Here is a 22,332-nt window from a genome sequence, read left to right as displayed (position 1 = left end):
TGGTCGTCACCCGGCGGGATGCAGTTCCCTCCGACGCATGAGCGCGAGCGCACCGGCGGTGCCGACGGCCCCGACCACGAGCAGCCACCACATGCCCTTGAGGTCGATCCCGCCGTCGGCGACCGTCGGCGTCTGCGCGAAGGGCGAGACGTTCGTCAGCCACTCCGGGAGGTCGAACAGCGGGCCGAACAGCCCGAGCAGGAGCGCGAGGAGCACGAGGGTCCAGCCGAGCGGGATCGTCCACCGCGGGACGAGGACGAAGGCGAGCGCCGCGAGCGCGAGGAAGACGCAGGCGGCGACCCCCTGGCCGATGTCGGCGATGAGGGCGTCCTGCGCGAGCGACCACGCGTCGCCGCCGCGTCCGGCCACGCCGATCACCGATCCGAGGATCGCGCTCGCGACGACGAGGACGACTCCCGCGAACGCCACGAGCAGGTAGCCGCCGAGCCAGCGCACGCGGCCCACCGGTGTGCTCAGCAGCGGCTCGGCGAGATCGTGCGCCTCCTCCTGGCGGGCGCGGCTCACGGTCTGCACCGCCGCGCAGGCGGCGAGAACGCCCACGATCACGGAGAAGACCACCACGAGCCCCTGCTCCAGGTCGCCGTTGCGCGAGAGCGCCTCGAAGATCTTCTGCACCGAGGGGATCCTGGTCCCGATCGAGTCCACGACCGAGGCGAGACTCGTCGCGAGGAGACCGGTGAGGAGACCGCCCACTGCCCAGCCGACGATCGCGCCGCCGGTGAGGCGCCGGACCAGCCCGATCGGGGAGCGGAGCCCCGCTCCCGCATGCGTGCTCCCTGCCCGCTCCGGCACGAGTCCCGCGCCCAGGTCGCGGGTGGTCTGCAGCATCGCCGCCACGAGGATCAGCACGACCCCCGCCCCGAGGCACAGCAGCACGGGGCGCAGGTCGTCGTCGGCGAAGGGGCGGCTGTTCTCGGCCCATCCGAACGGGGAGAGCCAGGCGAGCCAGCCGCTCTCCATGCGGGTCAGGTCGGCGCTGGGCGTGCCCAGGGCGTTCCCGAGACCGGCGACGACGAAGGAGGCGACGAGGATCCACACGGTCAGCGAGTTCGCACCCCGTGAGGTGCGCATGAGCTGTCCGGCGGCGAGCCCTGTGCCGAGGAAGCAGATCCCGACCGCGGCGGTGGCGCCGCCGGCGACGAGCGATCCGCCGATCGGGAAGCCCGATCCGGCGAAGGCGGCCGTGAGCAGCGCCCCGAGGACGACGTTCACGAGCACCCCGTGGAGGATCGTCGCCCCGAGCGGGACGAGCCGTCCGGCTGGGGTGGCCGAGAGCAGCTCGGCACGGCCCTGCTCCTCGTCGCCGCGGGTGTGGCGGACGGCGAGGAAGGCGCTCATGAACGCGGCCATCATCGCCAGGAAGGGCAGGATGAGGAACAGCGTGAACGCCGCCGCGCCGGCGCCCGATGGCAGTCCGCGGAAGAGGAGGATGACCGGATTCGCCATCACGGTCGCCAGGAGCGCCGTGCGATCGGCTTCCGTGCCGTAGGACGACACGACCCCGCCGACGGACGCCGCGCCGAGGGCGACGGTGCCGAGGATCCAGAGCAGCAGCTGGGTGCGATCGCGGCGGATCCGCTGCCGCAGCAGGATGAACATCAGCGTCCCGCCTTCGCCCGGCCGCGCCGACCCGCCCTGGTCCCGGGGCCCGCTGGGGGTGTGCCGGTCGGGGGCGTGCTCGACGGTGTGCTCGACGGGGCGGTCGGGCCGGCGGTCCCTGCGCCCTCGAAAGCGGCGAGGTCGTCGCCGTAGTGCCGCAGGAACAGCTCCTCCAGCGAGGGCGGCTCGATCCGGAGCCCCGCCACATGCCGTTCGGCGAGGGCGGGGAGCACGGCGGAGACCCGGTCGCTGTCGATCGTGAAGCGGGCCCTGCCCTCCTCGATCCGTCCCTCGTGCGCGTCGGGGATGCCGTCGAGCGCTGCGGCGTCGGTCGCGGCGAACGACACCTCCGTCCGGGTGAGGTGGCGGAGCTCGGCGAGGGTGCCGGTCTCGACGATCCGCCCCTCGCGGATGATCGAGACGCGGTCGCAGAGCTGTTCGACCTCGGACATGATGTGGCTCGAGAGCAGGACCGTGGCACCCGTGGCCTTCACCCGCGCGACCTCGCGGCGGAACATCACCTCCATGAGGGGGTCGAGGCCGCTGGTCGGCTCGTCGAGGACGTAGAGGTCGGCGGGCACGGCGAAGGCGGCGATCAGTGCGACCTTCTGGCGATTGCCCTTGGAGTAGGCGCGCCCCTTCTTCCGGGGGTCGAACTGGAACGCCTCCTCCAGCCGGGCGCGCTCGTCGCGGTAGCGGTCGTGCCGGGTGCCGGCGCCGCGGAGACGTGCGAGGAGGTCGATCGACTCGCCGCCGGACAGGTTCGGCCAGATGCTCACGTCCCCCGGCACGGACGCGAGCCGGCGATGGATGCGCACCGCCGTTGTCCAGGGATCCTCCCCGAACACCTCCGCCTCGCCCCCGGTCCTGCGTGCCAGGCCGAGCAGGATCCGGATGGTCGTGGACTTGCCCGCGCCGTTCGGACCCAGGAAGCCGTGCACCTGGCCTTCGTCGACGCGGAGGTCGAGACCGTCGAGGGCGTGCACGCGCCCGTAGCGCTTCGTCAGGCCGCTGGTGCGGATGATCGCGTTCATGGCGGCGAGCCTACGCTTATTTCACGAATTCGTGAAGAGAGTGAATGAGATGATCGGGACGGATGGCTGGAGCTTTCCCGGATGGCGGGCGGATCGCGGCGGAATCGTCCGCCATCCGGGGGAACTCCCGCCATCTGTCCCTGCGCCAGGCGTACCTGCAGATCCGGCGGGGGGCGGGGGAAGCGGGGAACGCGGGGCCGTCAGAGGCGGTTCATGGCGGTCACCGTCACGACGGCCTCGCCCGCCTCGTCGGAGGCGTCGAGGTCGATCGTCGCGGAGATGCCCCAGTCGTGGTCGCCCGCCGGGTCGTCGAGGATCTGCCGCGCCGTCCAGGTCCGAGCGGGAGCGTCCTCGCCGCTCCCGGCTCCCTGTCCGGCCTCCTGACCGGTGCCCGTCTCGTCGATGAGCAGCAGGTCCGGTCCGCGCGCGGCCTGTCCGGTCAGGATCTCGTCGTGCTCCGCGTAGTAAGCGTCCAGGGCGGCGTTCCAGCCGTCCGCGCCCAGGCCCGGATCGAGCGTCGCGAGCGCGTCCACGTCCTCCCGGGCGGCGAGCTGCACGCGCCGGAAGAGCTCGTTGCGCACGAGGACGCGGAAGGCCCGCGCATTGGTCGTGAGCCGCCGGGGCGCCGGGGGCACCACCGGCTCGTCGCCGTGCGCGACCGGGTGGCCGGCGATGAGCTCCTCCCACTCGTCCAGCAGGGAGGAGTCCACCTGCCGCACGAGCTCGCCGAGCCACTCGATGAGGTCCCGCAGCTCGTCGGTCTTGAGATGCTCCGGGATGGTCTGCGAGGCGGCGCGGTACGCATCGGAGAGGTAGCGCAGCACCACCCCCTCGGAGCGGGCGACCTTGTACTGCGCCACGTACTCGCCGAAAGACATCGCCCGCTCGTACATGTCCCGCACGACCGACTTCGGATGCAGCTCGAAGTCCCTGATCCACGGCTGGGCGGCGCTGAAGGTCTCGAACGCGGCGCCCAGGAGCTCCTCGAGCGGCTTCGGATAGGTGATGTCCTCGAGCGCCGCCATTCGCTCGTCGTACTCCATGCCCTCGGCCTTCATCGCCGCCACGGCCTCGCCCCGTGCGGCGAACTCCTGTTGGCTCAGCACCGCGCGGGGGTCGTCGAGGGTCGCCTCCACGATCGAGACGGCGTCCAGCGCGAACGTCGGCGACTCCGGATCGAGCAGCTCGAAGGCGGCGAGGGCGAAGGGCGACAGCGGCTGGTTCAGCGCGAAGTTCGGCTGGAGGTCGACGGTGAGACGGATCCGTCCGTCCGCGGTCTGCTCGACGACGCCGGACTCGCGGAGCGTCCGATACACGCCGAGGGCGCGCAGGGCGAGGATCCGCTGCTGCGCGCGGGTCTCGTGGTTGTCGTAGACGAGGGAGCGCATGATCGCGAACGCGTCGCCGCCGCGGCCGATCACGTTCAGCATCATCGCGCTCGTGATCTGCATGTGCGAGGTCAGCGTCTCCGGCTCGGCGTCGATAAGCCGGCGGAACGACGGCTCGCCCCAGGACACGAACCCGTCCGGTGCCTTCTTCCGGACGACCTTGCGCCTCTTCTTCGGATCGTCACCGGCCTTCCGGAGGGCGGCGGCGTTCTCGGTCTCGTGCTCCGGCGCCTGGGCGACGACCGTGCCCGCGGTGTCGAACCCTGCGCGGCCGGCGCGGCCGGCGATCTGATGGAACTCGCGGGCGTTGAGCTGCCGCATCCGGGTCCCGTCGAACTTGGTCAGCGCGGTGAGCAGCACCGTGCGGATCGGGACGTTGATGCCGACGCCGAGCGTGTCCGTGCCGCAGATGACGCGGAGGAGCCCCCGTTGCGCGAGCTGCTCGACCAGCCGGCGGTACTTCGGCAGCATCCCGGCGTGGTGCACGCCGATGCCGAGGCGGAGGAGGCGCGAGAGCGTGCGGCCGAACGAGGTGGTGAAGCGGAAGCCGCCGATGAGCGCGGCGATCTCGTCCCGCTGCTCGCGGGTCGCCACCTTGGCGCTCGCGAGGGCCTGGGCGCGCTCCATCGCCGCGGCCTGCGCGAAGTGGACGATGTAGACCGGGGCGCGGTCGGTGCTCAGCAGCTCGTCGATCGTCTCGTGGATGGGCGTGGTCTCGTAGAAGAAGTGCAGGGGGACAGGGCGCTCGACGCCCGTCACCACGGAGGTCTCGCGACTCGTTCGCCGGGAGAGGTCGGCGGCGAGGTCGGTCACGTCGCCGAGGGTCGCCGACATCAGGATGAACTGCGCCTGGGGGAGGGTGAGCAGCGGCACCTGCCACGCCCAACCGCGATCGGGGTCGCCGTAGAAGTGGAACTCGTCCATCACGACCTGGCCGACGTCGGCCTCCGCCCCCTCACGCAGTGCCAGGTTCGCCAGGATCTCGGCCGTGCAGCACACGATCGGGGCGTCCGCGTTCACCGCCGAGTCCCCGGTGACCATGCCGACGCGCTCGGCGCCGAACACGTCGACGAGCGCGAAGAACTTCTCGCTCACCAGTGCCTTGATCGGAGCCGTGTAGTAGGTCCGGCGGCCGTCGGCGAGGGCGGCGAAGTGCGCGGCGACCGCGACGAGCGACTTCCCGGTCCCCGTGGGGGTGGACAGGATCAGGTTCTGGCCGGAGACGATCTCGATGACCGCCTCATCCTGGGCGGGGTAGAGGGAGATCCCGGTGCTCTCGGCCCACTCCACGAAGGCCGCATAGACGGCGTCGGGATCGGGGGCCGATCCGTCGCCGGAGGACAGGGCGGACGGATCGAGGCGCACAGACATGGTCCCTCGATCATCCCCCATCCGTCGGGGCGCGGCTCACCCCTCCGGCTCACCCCTCCCTGCGGCGGACGATCTCGGCGATCCAGAGCGGGGCGAAGGGGGAGGTGCAGTTGGGCGGCGTGGGGTAGTCGGCGAGGACCTGCAGGCGCTCGCCGATGGCCACCGCGCGGGCGCGATGCTCAGGATGGTGGATCCCGATCTGCGCGAGGGTCTCGTTCATGGCCCACTGCAGCCGGCTCGGCGCGTCCTTCAGCTCGCGCTCGACGATGTCGAGCAGGCCGTCAAGGTCGAGGCCCTCGGGGCTCTTGATCACCCGATCCGTCGTGAGCGACCAGGCCGCCGCCCGTGCGTCCGGATCCGCGTCGTCGAACCAGCGCAGACGCATCTCCTCCGCCCTCGGCGACTTCTTCGCGACGTAGTTCACGAACCAGTCGTGCGCCTTGGCGCTGTCGGTGGCCCGGACCATGTCGTCCAGCTCGTCCGCGGTGAAGGCCCTGGGCTTGCAGATCAGGAGCCCGAGGAGCTGCCCCGCCACGTCGCCGGAGGACCAGAGCTCCCTCGCGAGGTCCTGATCGGAGCCGATCCGCTTCGCCAGCGCCCGCATCTTCGTCAGGTTCACGCCGTGCGCGTCGCCGTGCCGCTCGTTCACCAGGCGCGCCTTCAGGTCCTCCAGCGCGGCGAGGTCGGCGAGCGCCGTGTCGAGGGTCGTTCCGGTCATGGGCGCCTCCGCTCCTTCCGTCTTCCGTGTCCCTGTCGTCCAGGTCCAGGTGCTCTTGCTCCCGGCCGTTCGTTCTTCAGTCTAAAGAGGGGGTCGGACAGGCCGGCCGCGCCGAGCAGGAACGGCCTCCATGTCCCGATTCTGGGGCCGCATGTCCCGATTCTGGTTCCCGATTCGCCGTTCGCCGACAGTTTTCGGGACACGGAAGCGGGGTGCGGAGGGGCGGTCAGGGGCCGGTCGAGGGTCCGAGGAGGGTGACGCCCTGCGCCGCGAGCTCCCGGGCGGTCGGATCGTCGGCGCCGACGTCGGTGACGACCGCGGCGACCGCGTCGAGGGGCAGCACCTCGTAGCGGGAGGCGGTGCCGAGCTTCTCCTCGCTGGCGAGCACATAGGTCTCGGCGGCGCGGGCGGCGAGCGCGCGCTTCATGGCCGCCTCATCGGCGTCCCCCGTAGTCAGCCCCGCGGTCGGGTGCACGCCGGTGACGCCGAGGAGGAACAGGTCGGCGCTGATCCTGCTCGCCGCCTCGACGGCGGCCGCCCCGCTCGCGACGGCCGAGTGCTTGAAGAGGCGTCCGCCGATCAGGAAGACCTCGGCGGAGTGGTCGAGCAGGGAGGTCGCGATGGTCGGGCTGTGGGTGATGATCGTGCAGGCGAGGGTCTTCGGCAGAGCGTCGACCACCGCCAGGGTGGTGGTGCCGCCGTCGAGGATGACCGTGGCTCCCGGCCGGATCAGCCCTGCGGCGAGGGCGGCGACGCGCCGTTTGCTGTCGGGGGCGACGGCGGTGCGGGCCGCGTAGTCGGCCGTGGCGGGGGATGCGGGGAGGGCGCCGCCGTACACGCGGACGGCGAGGCCCGCGTCGTCGAGCTCCCGCAGGTCGCGGCGGATGCTGTCCTCGGAGAGGCCGAGCTCCCGGGCGATGTCCTTCGCGACGATGCGCCCGTCGCGGCGGAGCCGTTCCAGGAGCAGTTCCTTGCGTGATGCCGCGAGCATTCCGACTCCTTCACGTTCTTTCACGATTCTGCGGTATTGTTCCGATATGAGCAAGCCTATGTTGATTCTGATCGCCGGCCCCTACGCCTCCGGGACGGGCGGGGACCCCGCTCTCATGGCCCGGAACCTGAAGCGTCTCGAAGAGGCCGCGTGGCCGATCTTCCGTGCCGGACACATCCCGATGATCGGGGAGTGGGTGGCGCTGCCCGTCCTGGAGAGCGCCGGCGCCGGCCCGTCGGACCCCCTGGCGGCCGAGGTCATGTACCCGACCGCCGAGCGGCTGCTCCAGCACTGCGACGCCGTGCTGCGCCTCCCCGGCGAGTCCCGCGGCGCCGATCAGGACGTCGCGATCGCGACCGCCCGCGGGATCCCGGTGTACCGCGCCCTGAGCGAGGTCCCCGGGTCCGACGTGCCGGTGGGCTGACCGCCCCGCCCCGACCTCGCCCCGTCCCCGTCCGGGCCCGTCCGGCCCCGTCCCGCCCGCCTGTCCCGGACGGGTTCCGTGTCCCGATTCTGGCGCGCCGTGTCCCGATTCTGGGGGTTCGTGTCCCGATTCCGGTTCCCGATTCGCTGTTCGAGGACAGTTTTCGGGACACGGCAACGGGGCATCGGGAGGGCCGGGGTCAGTCCTCGTCGAGGAGCTCGCCGCGGATCCGTCGGAGGTCCTCCATCAGCGATCCGATGAGGATCCAGTGGCTGGAGGAGGGCGGCGTCACCACCAACGGCGCGGTGAGCGCCGGGATCGCCGAGGTCAGCGTCTCCGGCTCCACCGCGACCTCGGCCACCTGCACGGCGAGACGGACGTCGTGACCGGCGCGGCGCAGCTGCTCGGCGATCGCCCGGGCCGTCGGCTCCTCCGGAAGGGTGTCGTCGTAGTGGTCGAGGTAGGCCCTGGTCATCCCGATCACCTGGGTCACGATGGGGGAGAGGCGGTCCAGGAGCTCGCGCGTCGCGTGCAGGTCGTCGCGGTGGCGGGACCGCCGCGGGTTCAGCGACAGGGACTCCTCGCCGGCGGCGACCGATGCCTCCGCGGCGTCCTTCATCGGCCGCAGCAGCCGCGCCTCCAGCATGAGCTCCTGCAGGCGGGCGGGCGACTGCGTGTCCGGGAGGGCAGCGGCGAGCCGGTCGAGGCTGGCCGCGACCTCGCCGCCGAGCAGGGTGAGATCGCGGCGGGCCGGGGCGACCAGCACCGGAGGCACGATGAGCGCGTTGACGACGATGCCGATCGCGGCGCCGATCAGGGTCTCGACGATCCGATCGATCGCATAGGCGGGGCTGGATGAGCCGAGGGCCAGCACGAGCATCGCCGAGATCGCGACCTGGTTGCCGGTGCCGGGCGTGGCCTTGAAAACCCACGCGGCGAGCATCGCGACCATGATCGCGAGGAGCACGATCCAGCTCTGGGTGCCGAGGACGAGGCTCAGCAGGACAGCGATGACCACCCCTGCGATCACGCCGATGCTGCGCTCGACCGCCTTCGCGAGCGACTGGTTCACACTGGGCTGGACGACCAGCAGCGCGGCGATCGCCGCGAAGACCGGCAGCTGGCCTGGCACGAGGAGTCCGGCCACGAGCCAGGCCGCGATCGTGGCCGCCGCCGACTTGGCGACCTGCAGCAGCGGGGCGCGCTTGGCGGCGCGGATGGTGGCGGACATGCCCATGCCCCTCACGGTAGTCCCGGGTGGCTGAGGGCCGGCCTCGGCGCGGCGTCGGGGGCGGATCGGGGTGCGCGGGGCGCCTTGTGAACCGGGCCGGGTGCGTGATCTGAGGCAGGGCATGGCGCGAAATAGGGCATCCGTCCGATGCCGCGAGGGGGCCTTAGCGCGGAGTGTGGAAGACACAGAGAACCGAGGAGATCCCGATGTTCACGCACCCCCACCTCACCTACCGTGTGTCCCAGCTCGAGCTGGAGCAGGCCGCCGTCCGCGCCGAGCGCGCCCGCGTGCTGGCCGAGAACGCCGACCAGATCCGTCCGCGCGAGGGCGTCCTCCACCGGCTGCGTCGCTCCTTCGCCCGACCGGCTGGGCCTGCACGCCCGACGCCCCCAGCCGCGCTCCCGTCCCCGATCCCGGCTCCGATCCCGGCTCCGATCCCGTCCGTGACCGCCCCTCGGGTGCGGATTCCCGAGCCCGCGGCGGGCGTCTCGTCCGCCGCGCCCGAGACTGCGGCGACCTCCTGCGCCGCAGCGCCGCGCATCGCCTCAGGGCGGTCCGCGGGATCCCGCCCCGCCCCCGCGTCCTCCGCCCGGACGGCCGCTTCCCGTCCGGCGTGACGTCGGGGGCGGGCGCGGCGGGACATCCGCTCGTCGGGCCGGATGTCGGTGGCCGGTGGGACGATGAAGGCATGTCCTTCTCCGCGCCGGTCGCCGCGATGGTCGGCCGCGATGCCGAGCTCGCGCTCCTCCGCGAGGCGTTGCGCCGTGCTGCCGGGGGCGAGGCCTCGTCGGTCCTGGTCGCCGGAGAGGCCGGGATCGGCAAGTCGCGGCTGGTCGGAGAGTTCCGTGCGGCCGCGGGCGGCGAGGCGACGGTCCTCGTCGGCTGGTGCCTCGACTACGGGTCGACGCCCGCGCCCTACGGCCCGCTGCCCGCCCTCCTCCGCGGCGTCCTCGCCGAGCTGGGGGAGCGCGCGGACGAGGCGGCGGGTCCGGGCCGCGATGCGCTTCGGGTGCTGCTCCCCGAGCTGTCCGCCGCGCCGTTCGACCGCTCGGCGGTGGGGCCCGAGCTGCTGCGGGAGGCGATCGCGAACGTCATGGAGGCGGCGGCGGATCGCGGTCCGCTCGTGCTCGTGATCGAGGACCTGCACTGGGCGGACGAGGCGACGCTGTCGATACTGGCGTTCCTGCTGCGCGTCCTCGCCGGTCGCCCCGTGCTCTTCGTGCTCACCTGCCGCATCGACGAGGTGCGTCGGGGCGGGGCGGTCAGCCGCTTCCTCGCCGAGGCCGAGCGTGCGCGGCTCGTCGACCGCATCCCGCTGCATCGCCTTGACGACAGCGCTGTGCGCGCCATGGTCGAGCACCTTAGCGGCCCGATCGATGCGGCGTCCCTCGCGCGGATGCAGGAGCGTGCCGAGGGGGTGCCCTTCTTCGTCGAGGAGCTCGCGTGCAACGCGCAGGGGCCGCTGCCCGAGACGCTGCGCGACGTGCTCCTGGCGCGGTTCGACCTGTTGAGCGACGACGCCAAGCGCGTGGTGCGGGCGGTCTCCGGGGCGGAGGGCGGTGTGTCGCACGAGCTCCTCCTCGCTCTGGTGCCGCTCTCCGACGAGAAGCTCGACGAGGCCATCCGCGAGGCGACGATGGCGGCGATCCTCATCGTCAGGGAGGGCGAGACCTACGGCTTCCGGCACGCGCTGCTGCGCGAGGCCGTGCACGACGACCTTCTGCCCGGCGAGCGGGCACGGCTGCACCGTGCCTACGCGGAGGCGCTGGAGGAGGCGGGCGCACGCACGCCGGGAGCCTGCATCCAGCCGACCCTGGCGTTCCACTGGCATCAGGCGCACGATCCGCGGCGGGCGCTCGTCGCGGCGGTCGGCGCCATGATGCAGTCCAAGGCGAGCTATGCGTTCTCCACGGCCGCCCGATTCGGCGAGCTGGCGCTGGAGCTGTGGGAGCAGGTCCCCGACGCCGCCGACGTGGCCGGCATCGAACGGATGACGCTGCTCGCGCGGCTCGGGTCGATCCTGCGCAACGCGGGGGACGGGGAGAGGGCGCTCGCCGTTGTCGATCAGGCGCTCGCCGAGACCGATCCCGCCGCCGCCGATGCCGGCGCATACGTGCGTCTGCTGCGCGACAAGGCCCTGTATCTGCAGCACCTGGGACGACCGGGGTCGGTGGAACTCCTGACCGGAGCGCTGGCGATCATGGACGCGCGGCTGGAAGACGATCGGCTGCGCGCGACCCTGCTCAACTATCTCGCCAGCCGTCACATGATCGCCGGGCGCCTCGACGAGGGGATCGCGGTCGCCACCGAGGCCTATGAGCGTGCGACGTCCGCCGGAGCCGAACGGGAGATGTCGGTCGCCCGCAACATCCGCGGGTCATGCCGTGCGCATCTCGGCGATCTCGTCGGCGGGCTGGAGGACTACGGCGTCGCGCGGGAGTATGCCAGGGACGACGCGTCGATGCTCCGCTACCGGGTGAACTTCTCCGACCTCCTGATCATGCTCGGCCGCTATCGGGAGGCCGTCGGGATCGCCGAGGAGGGGCTCGCGCACGCGAAGCACCTCGGCGTGCAGCGGACCAGCGGCGCGATCATGACGCAGAACATGGTCGAGCCGCTCCTCGAACGGGGCGAGATCGGGCGGGCCGAGGAGCTCCTGGCCACGGATCTGAACACGCGCACGCTCCGCGTGTTCCGGCTCTACACGACGATGTCGCGGGTGCAGGCGCTCGCATGGCGCGGTCGCCTCGACGAGGCCGCCGCCGTCCTCCGGGAGTGGCTGCCGTCGATGGAGCAGACGGCCGTCGTCGAGCGGCAGGTCTGGTACTTCACGCTCAAGATGGAATCGGCGGTCGCCGTCGGCCGCGGCGACTGGAACGGGGCGTTCGCCGTTCTGCGGCGGATGCTCGCCGACCCTGGCCCGGCTCTCGGGTATCGGCGTCGCCTGCTGCTTGACGGCGGCTGGATCGTCGCGTCGCTGCGGGCCCTGGGCGATGGGCAGGCGGACGAGGCGGCGGAGCTCGTGCGTCGGGGATGGGCCGAGCTGCCGGAGTCGTTGCAGGGGCCGTCCTGGTCCGCTCTGCTGTCGAGCCTCCTCGCGCCCACCGAGGCATCGCTGCGGCAGGCGGTCGTGATGGCGGACGGCGACGACGTTCCCGCGGTCTTCCGCGTCGTCGTCCGGCAGGAACTCGCGAGGATCCTGGTCGCCTCCGGCGACCGCGGTGAGGCGTCGGAGCTGCTGACGGAGGCGGGCCGGATCGCGGATGAGCTGGGCAACGACCGGCTTCGCCAGGACGTCGGGGCCTTCGTCGCGGCCTCGGGTCTCGGTGACCATGGGGCACCCGTCCTTCCCCGAGCCGATGGCGGGCCGGAGCTCACCGCGCGGGAACAGCAGGTCCTCGCCCTCGTCGCGGAGGGGCTCAGCAACCGTCAGATCGGGGAGCGGCTGTTCATCAGCGCGAAGACGGCGAGCGTCCACGTCTCGGCGATCCTGCGCAAGCTCGGTGTCACGACGCGGACCGAGGCCGCCGTCGCGATCTCGCGTCGGAGCCCCGCGCCCGATGAGGCCTTCGCGGCCCCGCTCCGCTCCTGACCCACCGGGCTTCCCGGGGTTTTCCAGGGCATGTCCCGAAATCGGTTGGAAATCGGGCCCTGGGGCACCGAAGGTGGGACATGTCCGCCGGAATTCGGGACGCGGGGGCGGAGAAGTGGGACGCGGGCCCGAAAAGTGGGACGCGGGCTGACCCGTGTTGCGGCTCCTGTCCGGGATTCCGTGCCGCGCCCGGCTGGGGCGGCATGTCCCGAAATCGGTTGGAGATCGGGCCCTGTGGGACCGAAAGTGGGACATGTCCGCCGGAATTCGGGACACGGGCGCCGAGAAGTGGGACACGGGGCACGAAAAGTGGGACGCGGGCTGACCTGTGTTGCGGCTCCTGTCCGGGATCTCCTGCGTCGCCCGGCTGGGGCGGCATGTCCCGAAATCGGTTGGAGATCGGGCCCTGAGGGACCGAAAGTGGGACATGTCCGCCGGAATTCGGGACACGGGCGCCGAGAAGTGGGACACGGGGCACGAGGCGGGAGGCGGGGCGGGATGGGTTCGCGGACGAGGCGGAGTGGTCGACGGCGCGGGTCAGGCCTCGGCGCGGCCGTGGCGCCAGTAGCCCATGAAGGCGATCGAGCGGCGGTCGATGCCGAGGTCGCGGACGAGGTGGCGGCGCAGGGCCGTGATCGTCCCGGCCTCGCCGGCCAGCCAGGCGTACTCGCCGCCGACCGCGCTCTCGGGAACCTCCCACAGCACCTCGTCCTCATCCGGCTCGGCGAAGTCCTCGACGACCGCGGTCGAGGTCGCCGCGCCCACGGAACCCGCGCCCACGGAACCCGCCCCCACAGACCCCGCGCCCATAGAACCCGAACCCGCAGACCGTCCCGCGGCACGGCGCGCTGCGCGCTCCTGCCCCCAGGCGTGGACGGCGGCGCTGAGGCGCACGCCGTGGGCGGCGCTTCCGCGGGCGAGCCAGGTCACGGTCACGCCGTCGGGAGAGGTGAGCGGAAGGGCGTCGGCCTCGGTCGGGACCTCCGCGAGCACCACGCCCCTCGCATCGGCGGGCAGCGACTCCACGATCGCGCAGATCGCGGGGACCGCCGTCTCGTCGCCGGCGATGAGCAGGGTGTCCGCGTGCCCCGGATGCCACTCGATGCCGCCGTCATGACCGTCCACCCGGGAGTCCGGGCCGACGATCGCGAGCGGGTCGCCGACCTTCGCCGCGCTCGCCCAGGCGGAGGCCGGGCCCTCGGTGCCGTGCAGCACGAAGTCGATGTCGATCTCCCGCTCGGCGGGTCGGACGGCGCGGATCGTGTAGGTGCGGATCGCGTTGCGGAGGGCATCGGGGAGCTCCCGCCACCGGCGGTACCAGTCGGTCATGGACTGCGTCTCATCGAACTGCCCCACGTCGGTGAACGAGCCGTCCGCGAAGGGGATCATCACCTTGATCCTCTGGTCGAGCCCGTCGGTGCCGAACCATCGCAGGTCCTCGCCGCTGAGCGTGATCCGCGTGAAGCTCGGGGTCAGCGGCGTGAGTCGGGAGACGGTCGTGCGGTACGTGCGGTAGGGGTGGCTCACCCCTCCACTATAGGTTAGGCTTCCCTAACGTGACTCCCGTCGAGCTTCCCGAGACCCTTGCGCCCGGTGAACTGCGTGCCGACGGTCTGGCGCTGAGATACGGGCGCACGCCGGTCGTGCACGATGTCTCGGTGCGCCTCCGCCCCGGGGCCGTCACCGCCCTCATCGGCCCGAACGGCAGCGGCAAGTCCACGGCGCTGCGGGCCATCGCGCGCCTGCATCGCGTGCACGCGGGATCCGTCCGGATCGGCGGCGCGGCCGAGACCGTGCGCGACGTCTCCGCGCTGTCCGCGCGCGAGTTCGCCCGCGCGGTCGCGATGCTCTCCCAGTCCAGGCCCCACCCCTCCGGCGTCGAGGTACGAGACGTCGTCGCCCACGGGCGGCACCCGCACCGCGGCCGGTTCTCCGGGCTCACGGAGGCGGATCGGGACGCAATAGCGCAGGCGCTCGCCCTCACGGGGCTCGCGGAGATGGCGCACCGTGCCGTCGACGAGCTCTCCGGCGGGGAGCTCCAGCGCGTGTGGCTGGCCACCGCGCTCGCACAGGACACCGGGATCCTGCTCCTGGACGAGCCCACCAACCACCTCGATCTGCGCTACCAGATCGAGACGCTCGACCTCGTGCGCGATCTCGCCGACCGGGGCACCGCCCTCGGCGTCGTGCTCCACGACCTCGATCACGCCGCGGCCGTCGCCGACCACGTCGTGCTCCTGCATCGCGGCCGTGTGCACGCGGCCGGCGACCCCGCCGATGTGCTCACGGCGGAGAACCTCTCCCTGGTCTACGGGCTGCGGATCGACACCGTCGTCGACGCCGAGACGGGCAGGGTCCGGGTGGTCCCGAAGGGACGCCACCACGACCGCCCGCGCCCCCGCCCGTCCCGCGACCCCCACCGCAGCCTCCGCTCCGACCCGATCGCGAGCACCACCGAGATGGAGACCCCATGAAGAAGCCCCTCGCAGCCCTCGCCGCCCTCGGCGCCCTGACCTTCGCCCTCACGGCGTGCGGGACGACGCAGCCGTCCGCGTCGAGCACGTCGGCTGCCCCGGCCGCGGCGACCGGCAAGGGCTGCGCCGAGGACGCGTCCGCGACGTCGTCCGGCCCCGTGACGCTCACCGACGCCTTCGGGAAGACGGTGAAGCTCGACAAGCCCGCCGAGCGCGTCGCCGTGCTGGAGTGGCAGCAGATCGAGGACGTGCTCTCGCTGTGCGTGACGCCGGTGGCCGTCGCCGACGCCGATGGCTACCGCACGTGGGACACCGCGGAGGAGCTGCCGAAGGACGTCACCTCGGTCGGCACCCGCCAGGAGCCCAATCTCGACGCCCTGTTCGGGACGAAGCCCGACCTCGTGATCATCGAGGCCAACACCCCCGATGACGCGATCATCGGCCAGCTGGAGAAGTACGGCGTGCCGGTGCTCGCCACGAGCGGCGCGAACGCGAGCGACCCGATCGGGCACATGGTCGAGACGTTCGAGCTCATCGGACAGGCGACGGGCCGGGAGGAGCGCGCGAAGACGGTCGTCGGCGAGTTCGAGAAGCACCTGGCCGACGCGCAGAAGACCGTCGCCGCTGCGAAGCCCGCCTCGACCGACTTCGTCTACTTCGACGGCTGGGTGGACGGCGGCAACGTCTCCCTCCGTCCCTTCGGGCAGGGCTCGCTCGTCGGTGAGATCGGCGAGAAGCTGGGCCTCACCAACGCCTGGAAGGGCGAGGTCGACCCGGCCTACGGCCTCGGCAACACCGACATCGAGGGCATGACCACCATCGGCGACGCGAACCTGTACTACACCGGCACCGCGGACCCCGCGTCGGAGAGCTTCGTCGATGCGGCGAAGAAGAACCCGGCATGGGCATCGATCCCGGCGGTGAAGGACGGCAGGGTGACCGCCTTCCCCGCGGGGATCTGGACCTTCGGCGGCCCGCGCTCGGCCGAGCAGATCATCGACGGCTTCGTCGGCGTGCTGGCCAAGTGACCGACGCGCGTCCCTCCGCCCCCGCCGTCGCGCCCCGCGATGGCGACGCCTCCTCGCGTACGAGCGGCGTCGTGGCGGAGGACGCGCGCACAGGCGCCATGAACGCGGCGGATAGCGGGGGTGAAGCGGACGGCGTGGGCGGTGCGGACAGCGAGGATCGCGCGGACAGCGGAACCAGTGGGACCGGCGGGTCGACGGGACGGGCGCTCGCGGTCCTCCTGGGCCTCGCCGTGGTCCTCGTCGTGGTGGCGGCCTGGCATCTGACGCAGGGGACGAGCGGCGCGGTGTTCGCGGATCCGGACGTGCTCCTCGGGTCCCGCCTCCCGCGCCTCGCCGCGGGCGTCGCCGTGGGCGTCGCGCTCGGGGCTGCGGGGGTGCTCATGCAGTCGCTGTCCCGCAACGCGCTCGCCTCGCCCGACACGCTGGGGGTCATGGGCGGTGCCTACCTCGCGGTCACGGCCGTCGCGGCCTTCGGCATCGCGGTGCCCGCCTGGGCCTCGGGCGGGGTGGCGTTCGCGGGAGGGCTGGCCGCGGCGATCCTCGTGCTGGGGATCGCCGGAGGCGCGGGATCGGGCACGACCAGGCTGGTCCTGGCCGGCTCCGCGCTGGCCCTGGCGTTCCAGGCGGGCACCTCGACCCTCCTGATCCTCTTCTCGGAGCAGACGAAGGGCCTGCTCGCCTGGGGCAGCGGCAGCCTCTCGCAGCTGGGCCTCGACGCCTTCCTCCAGGCGGCGCCCGTGGTCGTCGCGGCGCTGGTGCTCACGCTCGTCCTCTCCCGGCGGCTCGACGTGCTCGCGCTCGGCGACGACACGGCGTCCTCGCTCGGCGTGCCCATCCGATCCACCCGCATCGGGGGGATCCTGCTCGCGGTGGTCCTCACCGCGACGGCGGTGACGCTCGCCGGGCCCCTCGGGTTCGTCGGGCTCTGCGCTCCGGTGCTCGCCCGGCTCCTCTCCCGGATCGTCCCGGCGCTCGCCCGGCACGTGCTGCTCATCCCCGCGGCCGGGCTCATCGGCGCGATCGTCGTGATCCTCGCCGATGCCATGCTGCGGCTGATCATCGGCGCGGAGGGCGCGATCGCGGTGCCGACAGGGGTGGCGACCACGGTGCTCGGCGCGATCGTGCTCATCGTGATGGCGCGCCGGCTCCGGGATGCCGGCCCCACTCGCCGCCCGCCGTCGGTGCGGTTCGGCATCCGACGCCCGTGGGTCTTCCGGGTCGCGCTCGCCGCGGGGGTCGCCGCCGTGATCGGCGTGGTGATCGCAGGTCTCCTGCTGGGCAGCACGCCGCTGCTCACCGGCGATGTGCTGCTGTGGATGCAGGGCCAGGCGCCGCCGCAGATCGCCTTCGCCCTCGACGAGAGGGCGCCGCGCGTGGCCGCGGCCGTCACCGCCGGGGCGGCGCTCGCGCTCGCGGGCACGCTCACGCAGGCTGTGAGCCGCAATCCGCTCGCCGACCCGAGCCTGCTCGGCATCACCGGAGGAGCGGGGCTCGGCGCGGTGCTGGTGGTGACGAGCGCCGCGGCCTCCACCTTCGGGATGCTCGTCTCCGCGGTCCTGGGTGCGCTGCTGGCCTTCGTCCTCGTGTACGGGCTGGCCTGGCGGGGAGGGATCAGCGCCGACCGGTTCATCCTGATCGGCATCGGTGTCTCCTACGGCACCGTCGCGCTCACCACCTTCGTGCTGCTGCGGAGCAACCCGTGGGACACGCCCCGGATCTACACCTGGCTCTCCGGCACGACGTACGGGCGGGTGTGGGATCAGGTGATCCCGCTCGCCGTCGTGATCGCGATCGCCCTGCCGCTGATCCTCGCGCAGCGTCGCGACCTGGACGTGATCGCCATGGACGAGGACACCCCGCGCCTGCTGGGGGTCGGGCTGGAGCGGTCGCGCCTGACGCTGCTCCTCATCGCGGCGGTGCTTGCGGCCCTGAGCGTGGTGGCCGTCGGCGTGATCGGCTTCGTCGGCCTGGTGGCCCCGCACGCCGCGCGCGCCCTCGTGGGCGCCAGGCACGCCAGGGTGGTCCCGGTCGCGATGCTGCTGGGTGCCGTGCTCGTCGGGATCGCGGATGCCGTCGGCCGCACGGTGCTCGCCCCCGCCCAGCTGCCGGCCGGGCTCGTGGTCGCGCTCCTCGGTGCCCCGTACTTCGTCTGGCTCCTCTGGCGCTCCCGCGACGCCTGACCCCGCGCGGCGCCGGAGGGCCGGCAGATCCGCTGCCTCGCGCCGGACGGATGCTCGCGCTGCTGTTTCCTGTCTGCGCTGCGCCGATCTGTGTAGCGCGGGCAGGGAATAGCAGCGCGGCGGGGAGAAACTGCAGCGCGCGGGAGGAAAGAGCAGCGTGAGCAGGGGATTGCAGCGCAGTGAGAAGAACGGCAGCGCGAGATCGCCGCAACGCACATCACCTCGGAACCGCCAACCCGCCGAGTCGCCCGTTGCGAGCGGCCGCGCGGCAGCGCAAGCCGCAAGCCGCAAGCCGCAAGCCGCCGCCCGTCAGGCCGGGGTGAGGACCAGGCGGTAGCCCATGCCCTGCTCGGTGAGCAGGTGCACCGGGGATCCGGGCACGGGTTCGAGCTTCTTGCGGAGCTGCGACAGGTACAGGCGGAGGTAGCCGGTGTCGGCGACCTGCTCGGACCCCCAGATGTCCCGCAGCAGCTCCTGCCGCGTGACGAGGGACCCGGGGTGACGGGCCAGGTGCTCCAGGATCCGCCACTCGGTCGGCGTGAGGTGCACCCTCGTCCCGGCGCGGGTCACGGCCTTCGCGGCGAGGTCGACCTCGACGTCGCCGAACGTCACGACGGCCTCCGTCGGCGCGGCCGAGCGCCGACGCGACAGCGCCCGCAGACGCGCGAGCAGCTCGTCGACCTGGAACGGCTTGGTCACGTAGTCGTCGGCGCCGGCGTCCAGCGCCTCGACCTTGTCGGCGGAGCCGGTGCGGCCCGAGACGACGAGGATCGGCATGTCGCTCCAGCCCCGGATCGCCTGGATCACGGCGATCCCGTCGAGCCGTGGCATCCCGAGGTCCAGGAGCACGATGTCCGGGCGCATCTGGGCGGCGGCGGTGATCGCGGCCGCGCCGTCGGGGGCCGCGACCACGTCGTAGCCGTGCGCGGCGAGGGTGATCCGCAGGGCGCGGACCAGCTGCGGATCGTCGTCCGCGATGAGCAGCTTCATCCGATGGCCTCCGTACCCGGATCGATGGCGTTCCCCCGTGCACGGGCCCCGAGGGCCGATCCCCCGAGGGCTGTCCCGCCGGGGGCCGGCTCCCCTGGCAGTCCTTCCGCGAGGGGGAGGGAGACGACCATGGTGAGGCCGCCGCCGGGGGTGTCCTCCGCGGTCAGGGTACCGCCCATGCCCTCGGCGAACCCGCGGGAGAGGGCGAGGCCGAGGCCGAGGCCGGTGGTGTTGTCGGTGTCCCCGTGCCGCTGGAACGGCAGGAACGCGCTCTCCCTGCGCCCCTCGGGGATGCCCTCGCCGCGGTCGATCACGCGGATCTCCGACATCCCGCCGAGGCGGCTGGTCGAGACGATCACGCGCTCTCCCTCGGGGGAGTGCCGTGTGGCGTTGGTGAGCAGGTTGACGAGGACGCGCTGCAGCAGCACCGGATCGGCGCGCAGCGGCGGAAGGTCCTGATCCAGGGCGAGCTCGACGTCGGAGGGCCCGAGGTGGAGCTCGTCGAGGGCGGAGACGACGCTGCTCCCGGCGTCCACCCGATCCAGCGACACCGCGAGGACCCCGGCCTCGACGCGGCTGACGTCCAGCAGGTCGGTCACGAGGCGGGAGAGGGTCGCGAGGCTCTCGTCAGCGGTCGCCAGCAGCTCGGCGCGATCGTCGGCGGACAGGCCGTGGGCGCTGCGGAGGCCGCCCACCGCGGCGACCGCGGCGGCGAGCGGGCGGCGAAGGTCATGGCTGAGCGCGGACAGGAGGGCGCTGCGCACCTGGTCGGTCTCGACCAGCACGGCGGCCTCGCGGGCGGTCTCGCGCAGATCGGAGTGCTCGATCGCCGCCGCGAGCTGCGCGAGGATCGCGTCCAGCAGGCGCCGACCGGAGGCGTCGAGCTCGGCGCCGTGCAGCTCGAGGAACGCACGGGGGCTGCCGTCGCCGCTGCGGCCCACCGGCATCGTGATCGACCGGCCGTCGGCCAGCGGCTCGCCGTCGCGCGCCAGCACCTCGCCGTCGGGGGTGAGGAGGCGGACGCCGCTCAGTCCGAACGCCTCGCGGGTGCGGCTGACGAGTGCCGTGGGGGCGCTGTCGCCACGGAGCACGTTGCCCGCGACGGCCGCGAGCAGCTCCGACTCGGCGGCGGCCCGACGGGCGCGACGCGCGCGTCGCGCCGCCTGATCCACGACGATGCTCACGAGCACCGCGATCACGACGTAGAGCACGAGGGCCAGGCCGTGGAACGGGTCGGCGACGGTCACCGTGAACAGCGGCTGCACGAAGAGGAAGTCGAGCGTGAACCCGGAGAGCACCGCGGCGAAGAGCGCGGGCTTCAGGCCGCCGACGATCGCGACGACCACGACGAGGAGCTGATAGGCCAGCACGTCCGAGGTGATCGACTCGGGGGAGCTCGTCATGTACAGCAGCCAGGACAGCAGCGGCCCGCCGATGAGCGCGATGGCCAGCCCCAGCACCTGCCGCCGCCAGCCGAGCGCCCCGCCGGTCATCCGGGGGAGCCTCCCGCCCCGTCCTCCGGCGGCGGCGTGCGAGACGATGTGGACGTCGATGTCCCCCGAGACGCGGATGACCTCCGCGCCGATGCCGGGGCCGGTGAGGGCGGCTGCGATCCGTCCGCGCCTGCTGACCCCGATCACGAGCTGCGTCGCATCGACGGACCGGGCGAACTCCACGAGCGTCTCCGGCACGTCGTCGCCGACGAGCTGATGGTACGAGCCGCCCAGCGACTCCACGAGCCGGTGCTGGGTGCTCAGCGCCCCCGGCGTCTCGTCGCGCATGCCGTCCTGCGTGGACACATGGACGGCCATGAGCTCGCCGCCCGCCGACCGCGCGGCGATCCGTGCCCCGCGGCGCAGCAGCGTCTCGCCCTCGGGTCCGCCGGTGAGGGCGACGACGACGCGCTCCCTGGTCTGCCACGCCCCCTCGATCCCGTGCTGGATGCGGTAGGAGCGCAGCGCGCTGTCGACCTCGTCCGCCAGCCACAGCAGCGCGAGCTCGCGGAGGGCGGTGAGGTTGCCGAGGCGGAAGTAGTTCGAGAGGGCGGCGTCCACGCGCTCGGCCGGGTACACGAACCCGGCCGAGAGCCGGTCGCGCAACGACTGCGGTGCGAGGTCGACCACCTCGATGTCGTCCGCGTCGCGGATCACCTCGTCCGGCACGGTCTCCTGCTGGACGATCCCGGTGATCTTCTCGACCACGGCGTTCAGCGACTCGATGTGCTGCACGTTCACGGTGGTGACGACGTCGATCCCGGCGTTCAGCAGATCCTGCACGTCCTGCCACCGCTTGGCGTGACGGGAGCCGGGGGCGTTCGTGTGGGCGAGCTCGTCGACCAGCGCGAGCTCGGGCGAGCGGGCGAGCACCGCGTCGAGGTCGAGCTCGGCGAGCTCCACGTCGCGGTGGCGGACGATGCGCCGCGGCACCTGCTCGAGCCCCTCGGACTGGGCGAGGGTCGCGGCCCTGCCGTGGGTCTCGACGATCGCGATCACCACGTCGCGGCCCTGATCGCGCAGGCGGCGTCCCTCGGCGAGCATCTCGTAGGTCTTGCCCACCCCCGGTGCGGCGCCGAGCAGCACGCGCAGCCGACCCTTGGGCCGGCCGGCGGGCTCTCCGGCATCCGTCATCGACTCTCCTTCTCGAGCGCATCGAGCGCGAGGTTGAGCTGCATCGTGTTCACACGCGGCGCACCGAGGAAGCCCAGATCCCGCGATTGAATCCTAGACTCCACGAGCGCGCGGACCTCCGCCTCCCCGAGTCCTCGCGCCTCCGCGACGCGCGGCACCTGCAGCAGCGCGTAGGCCGGACTGATGTCGGGGTCCAGTCCGGAACCGGAGGCGGTGACCGCGTCGGCGGGGACGTCCGACACCGGCACCTGCTCCCGCTCGGCGACGGCCGCGCGGCGCTCCTCGATCGCGGCGACGAGGTCGGGGTTCTCCGGCCCCAGGTTGCTGCCGCCGGAGGACGCCGCGTCGTAGCCCTCGCCGGCCGCGGAGGGACGGGACTGGAAGTACTGAGGCAGGGCCTTCCCGTCCGCATCGGTGAACGACTGCCCGATCAGCGCGCTGCCGGTGGGCGTCCCACCTCCCGTCCAGCCGCCGGTGGGGGAGCCGGCGGCGTCCACCTGGGACCCGTTGGACTGCCAGGGGAGGATGAGCTGTCCGATCCCGGTGAACGCCAGCGTGTACCCGACGCCGAGGAGGAGCGTGAGGACCAGCATCGCGCGGACGGCGACGCCTGCTGTGCGGACGGAGGTGCGGAGCGAGGACATGGGATGCCTTTCGTGTGCGG

16 protein-coding genes are annotated in these 22,332 nt (G+C 72.7%); 6 read left to right on the top strand and 10 right to left on the bottom strand.

Annotated elements, in window-relative coordinates; translation table 11 throughout:
* Positions 1-6: 6 nt before the first annotated feature.
* The 5 genes from J2Y69_RS06850 to J2Y69_RS06830 all read right to left on the bottom strand — a co-directional run bounded on the left by J2Y69_RS06850 (position 7) and on the right by J2Y69_RS06830 (position 7,122).
* Positions 7-1,620 (bottom strand): ABC transporter permease, encoded by a 1,614-nt coding sequence (locus J2Y69_RS06850; RefSeq protein ID WP_310018902.1) that lies wholly within the window; start codon positions 1,618-1,620, stop codon positions 7-9.
* Positions 1,620-2,654 (bottom strand): ABC transporter ATP-binding protein, encoded by a 1,035-nt coding sequence (locus tag J2Y69_RS06845; protein ID WP_310018901.1) that lies wholly within the window; start codon positions 2,652-2,654, stop codon positions 1,620-1,622. The genes J2Y69_RS06850 and J2Y69_RS06845 overlap by 1 nt, the downstream gene beginning before the upstream one ends.
* Positions 2,655-2,854: 200 nt before the next feature.
* Positions 2,855-5,413 (bottom strand): DEAD/DEAH box helicase, encoded by a 2,559-nt coding sequence (locus tag J2Y69_RS06840; RefSeq protein WP_310018899.1) that lies wholly within the window; start codon positions 5,411-5,413, stop codon positions 2,855-2,857.
* Positions 5,414-5,462: 49 nt separating this feature from the next.
* On the bottom strand, positions 5,463-6,131 hold the full coding sequence (locus J2Y69_RS06835) for a DNA alkylation repair protein (protein ID WP_310018897.1): 669 nt from the start codon (positions 6,129-6,131) through the stop codon (positions 5,463-5,465).
* Between the two features lie 226 nt (positions 6,132-6,357).
* The gene (locus J2Y69_RS06830; RefSeq protein ID WP_310018895.1) at positions 6,358-7,122 is read right to left on the bottom strand and encodes a DeoR/GlpR family DNA-binding transcription regulator; all 765 of its coding nucleotides are present in this window, start codon (positions 7,120-7,122) and stop codon (positions 6,358-6,360) included.
* Between the two features lie 46 nt (positions 7,123-7,168).
* Here J2Y69_RS06830 and J2Y69_RS06825 point away from each other — a divergent pair, with 46 nt between their 5' ends.
* On the top strand, positions 7,169-7,546 hold the full coding sequence (locus J2Y69_RS06825) for a DUF4406 domain-containing protein (protein WP_310018893.1): 378 nt from the start codon (positions 7,169-7,171) through the stop codon (positions 7,544-7,546).
* Between the two features lie 199 nt (positions 7,547-7,745).
* Here the strand turns inward: J2Y69_RS06825 and J2Y69_RS06820 are convergent, their stop codons facing one another.
* Entirely contained in the window at positions 7,746-8,783 is a 1,038-nt protein-coding gene (locus J2Y69_RS06820; RefSeq protein ID WP_310018891.1) for an FUSC family protein, read from the bottom strand.
* Positions 8,784-8,983: 200 nt separating this feature from the next.
* Between J2Y69_RS06820 and J2Y69_RS06815 the strand changes: the two genes are divergently transcribed.
* Both J2Y69_RS06815 and J2Y69_RS06810 read left to right on the top strand, forming a co-directional pair.
* On the top strand, positions 8,984-9,394 hold the full coding sequence (locus J2Y69_RS06815) for a hypothetical protein (RefSeq protein WP_310018889.1): 411 nt from the start codon (positions 8,984-8,986) through the stop codon (positions 9,392-9,394).
* Positions 9,395-9,465: 71 nt separating this feature from the next.
* The gene (locus tag J2Y69_RS06810) at positions 9,466-12,369 is read left to right on the top strand and encodes an ATP-binding protein (RefSeq protein ID WP_310018887.1); all 2,904 of its coding nucleotides are present in this window, start codon (positions 9,466-9,468) and stop codon (positions 12,367-12,369) included.
* A gap of 537 nt (positions 12,370-12,906) precedes the next feature.
* Here the strand turns inward: J2Y69_RS06810 and J2Y69_RS06805 are convergent.
* Positions 12,907-13,896 carry a siderophore-interacting protein gene (locus tag J2Y69_RS06805; RefSeq protein WP_310018885.1) on the bottom strand — a complete coding sequence of 330 codons (990 nt, stop codon included), beginning with the start codon at positions 13,894-13,896 and terminating at the stop codon, positions 12,907-12,909.
* A gap of 29 nt (positions 13,897-13,925) precedes the next feature.
* Here J2Y69_RS06805 and J2Y69_RS06800 point away from each other — a divergent pair, with 29 nt between their 5' ends.
* From J2Y69_RS06800 to J2Y69_RS06790, 3 genes are all read left to right on the top strand, one after another.
* Entirely contained in the window at positions 13,926-14,843 is a 918-nt protein-coding gene (locus tag J2Y69_RS06800; protein WP_310018883.1) for an ABC transporter ATP-binding protein, read from the top strand.
* The gene (locus J2Y69_RS06795; protein WP_310018881.1) at positions 14,840-15,871 is read left to right on the top strand and encodes an iron-siderophore ABC transporter substrate-binding protein; all 1,032 of its coding nucleotides are present in this window, start codon (positions 14,840-14,842) and stop codon (positions 15,869-15,871) included. Before J2Y69_RS06800 ends, J2Y69_RS06795 begins: the two co-directional genes overlap by 4 nt.
* Positions 15,872-15,969: 98 nt before the next feature.
* A complete protein-coding gene (locus tag J2Y69_RS06790) occupies positions 15,970-18,051 on the top strand; it encodes an iron ABC transporter permease (protein WP_396653056.1) in 2,082 nt (693 codons plus the stop codon).
* 309 nt (positions 18,052-18,360) lie between these two features.
* Here the strand turns inward: J2Y69_RS06790 and J2Y69_RS06785 are convergent, their stop codons facing one another.
* The 3 genes from J2Y69_RS06785 to kdpC are packed head-to-tail and all read right to left on the bottom strand — an operon-like array spanning position 18,361 to position 22,312.
* Positions 18,361-19,041, bottom strand: a complete 681-nt coding sequence (locus J2Y69_RS06785; RefSeq protein WP_310018878.1) for a response regulator transcription factor — start codon at positions 19,039-19,041, stop codon at positions 18,361-18,363.
* Positions 19,038-21,668 (bottom strand): ATP-binding protein, encoded by a 2,631-nt coding sequence (locus J2Y69_RS06780; RefSeq protein ID WP_310018876.1) that lies wholly within the window; start codon positions 21,666-21,668, stop codon positions 19,038-19,040. Before J2Y69_RS06780 ends, J2Y69_RS06785 begins: the two co-directional genes overlap by 4 nt.
* A complete protein-coding gene (gene kdpC, locus J2Y69_RS06775) occupies positions 21,665-22,312 on the bottom strand; it encodes a potassium-transporting ATPase subunit KdpC (protein ID WP_310018874.1) in 648 nt (215 codons plus the stop codon). Before kdpC ends, J2Y69_RS06780 begins: the two co-directional genes overlap by 4 nt.
* Positions 22,313-22,332: the final 20 nt, after the last annotated feature.

The sequence above is a fragment of the Microbacterium resistens genome (assembly GCF_031456305.1).
Classification (GTDB): domain Bacteria; phylum Actinomycetota; class Actinomycetes; order Actinomycetales; family Microbacteriaceae; genus Microbacterium; species Microbacterium resistens_A.
This window is presented reverse-complemented; position numbering and strand designations above follow the sequence as displayed.

Bases quoted from the DNA above. Each gene is read 5' to 3' on its own strand.
- J2Y69_RS06780 (WP_310018876.1), bottom strand. From the start codon at position 21,668: ATGACGGATGCCGGAGAGCCCGCCGGCCGGCCCAAGGGTCGGCTGCGC.
- J2Y69_RS06790 (WP_396653056.1), top strand. From the start codon at position 15,970: ATGAACGCGGCGGATAGCGGGGGTGAAGCGGACGGCGTGGGCGGTGCG.
- J2Y69_RS06840 (WP_310018899.1), bottom strand. From the start codon at position 5,413: ATGTCTGTGCGCCTCGATCCGTCCGCCCTGTCCTCCGGCGACGGATCG.
- J2Y69_RS06830 (WP_310018895.1), bottom strand. From the start codon at position 7,122: ATGCTCGCGGCATCACGCAAGGAACTGCTCCTGGAACGGCTCCGCCGC.
- J2Y69_RS06815 (WP_310018889.1), top strand. From the start codon at position 8,984: ATGTTCACGCACCCCCACCTCACCTACCGTGTGTCCCAGCTCGAGCTG.
- J2Y69_RS06835 (WP_310018897.1), bottom strand. From the start codon at position 6,131: ATGACCGGAACGACCCTCGACACGGCGCTCGCCGACCTCGCCGCGCTG.
- J2Y69_RS06845 (WP_310018901.1), bottom strand. From the start codon at position 2,654: ATGAACGCGATCATCCGCACCAGCGGCCTGACGAAGCGCTACGGGCGC.
- J2Y69_RS06850 (WP_310018902.1), bottom strand. From the start codon at position 1,620: ATGTTCATCCTGCTGCGGCAGCGGATCCGCCGCGATCGCACCCAGCTG.
- J2Y69_RS06785 (WP_310018878.1), bottom strand. From the start codon at position 19,041: ATGAAGCTGCTCATCGCGGACGACGATCCGCAGCTGGTCCGCGCCCTG.
- J2Y69_RS06795 (WP_310018881.1), top strand. From the start codon at position 14,840: ATGAAGAAGCCCCTCGCAGCCCTCGCCGCCCTCGGCGCCCTGACCTTC.
- J2Y69_RS06810 (WP_310018887.1), top strand. From the start codon at position 9,466: ATGTCCTTCTCCGCGCCGGTCGCCGCGATGGTCGGCCGCGATGCCGAG.
- J2Y69_RS06825 (WP_310018893.1), top strand. From the start codon at position 7,169: ATGAGCAAGCCTATGTTGATTCTGATCGCCGGCCCCTACGCCTCCGGG.
- J2Y69_RS06820 (WP_310018891.1), bottom strand. From the start codon at position 8,783: ATGGGCATGTCCGCCACCATCCGCGCCGCCAAGCGCGCCCCGCTGCTG.
- kdpC (WP_310018874.1), bottom strand. From the start codon at position 22,312: ATGTCCTCGCTCCGCACCTCCGTCCGCACAGCAGGCGTCGCCGTCCGC.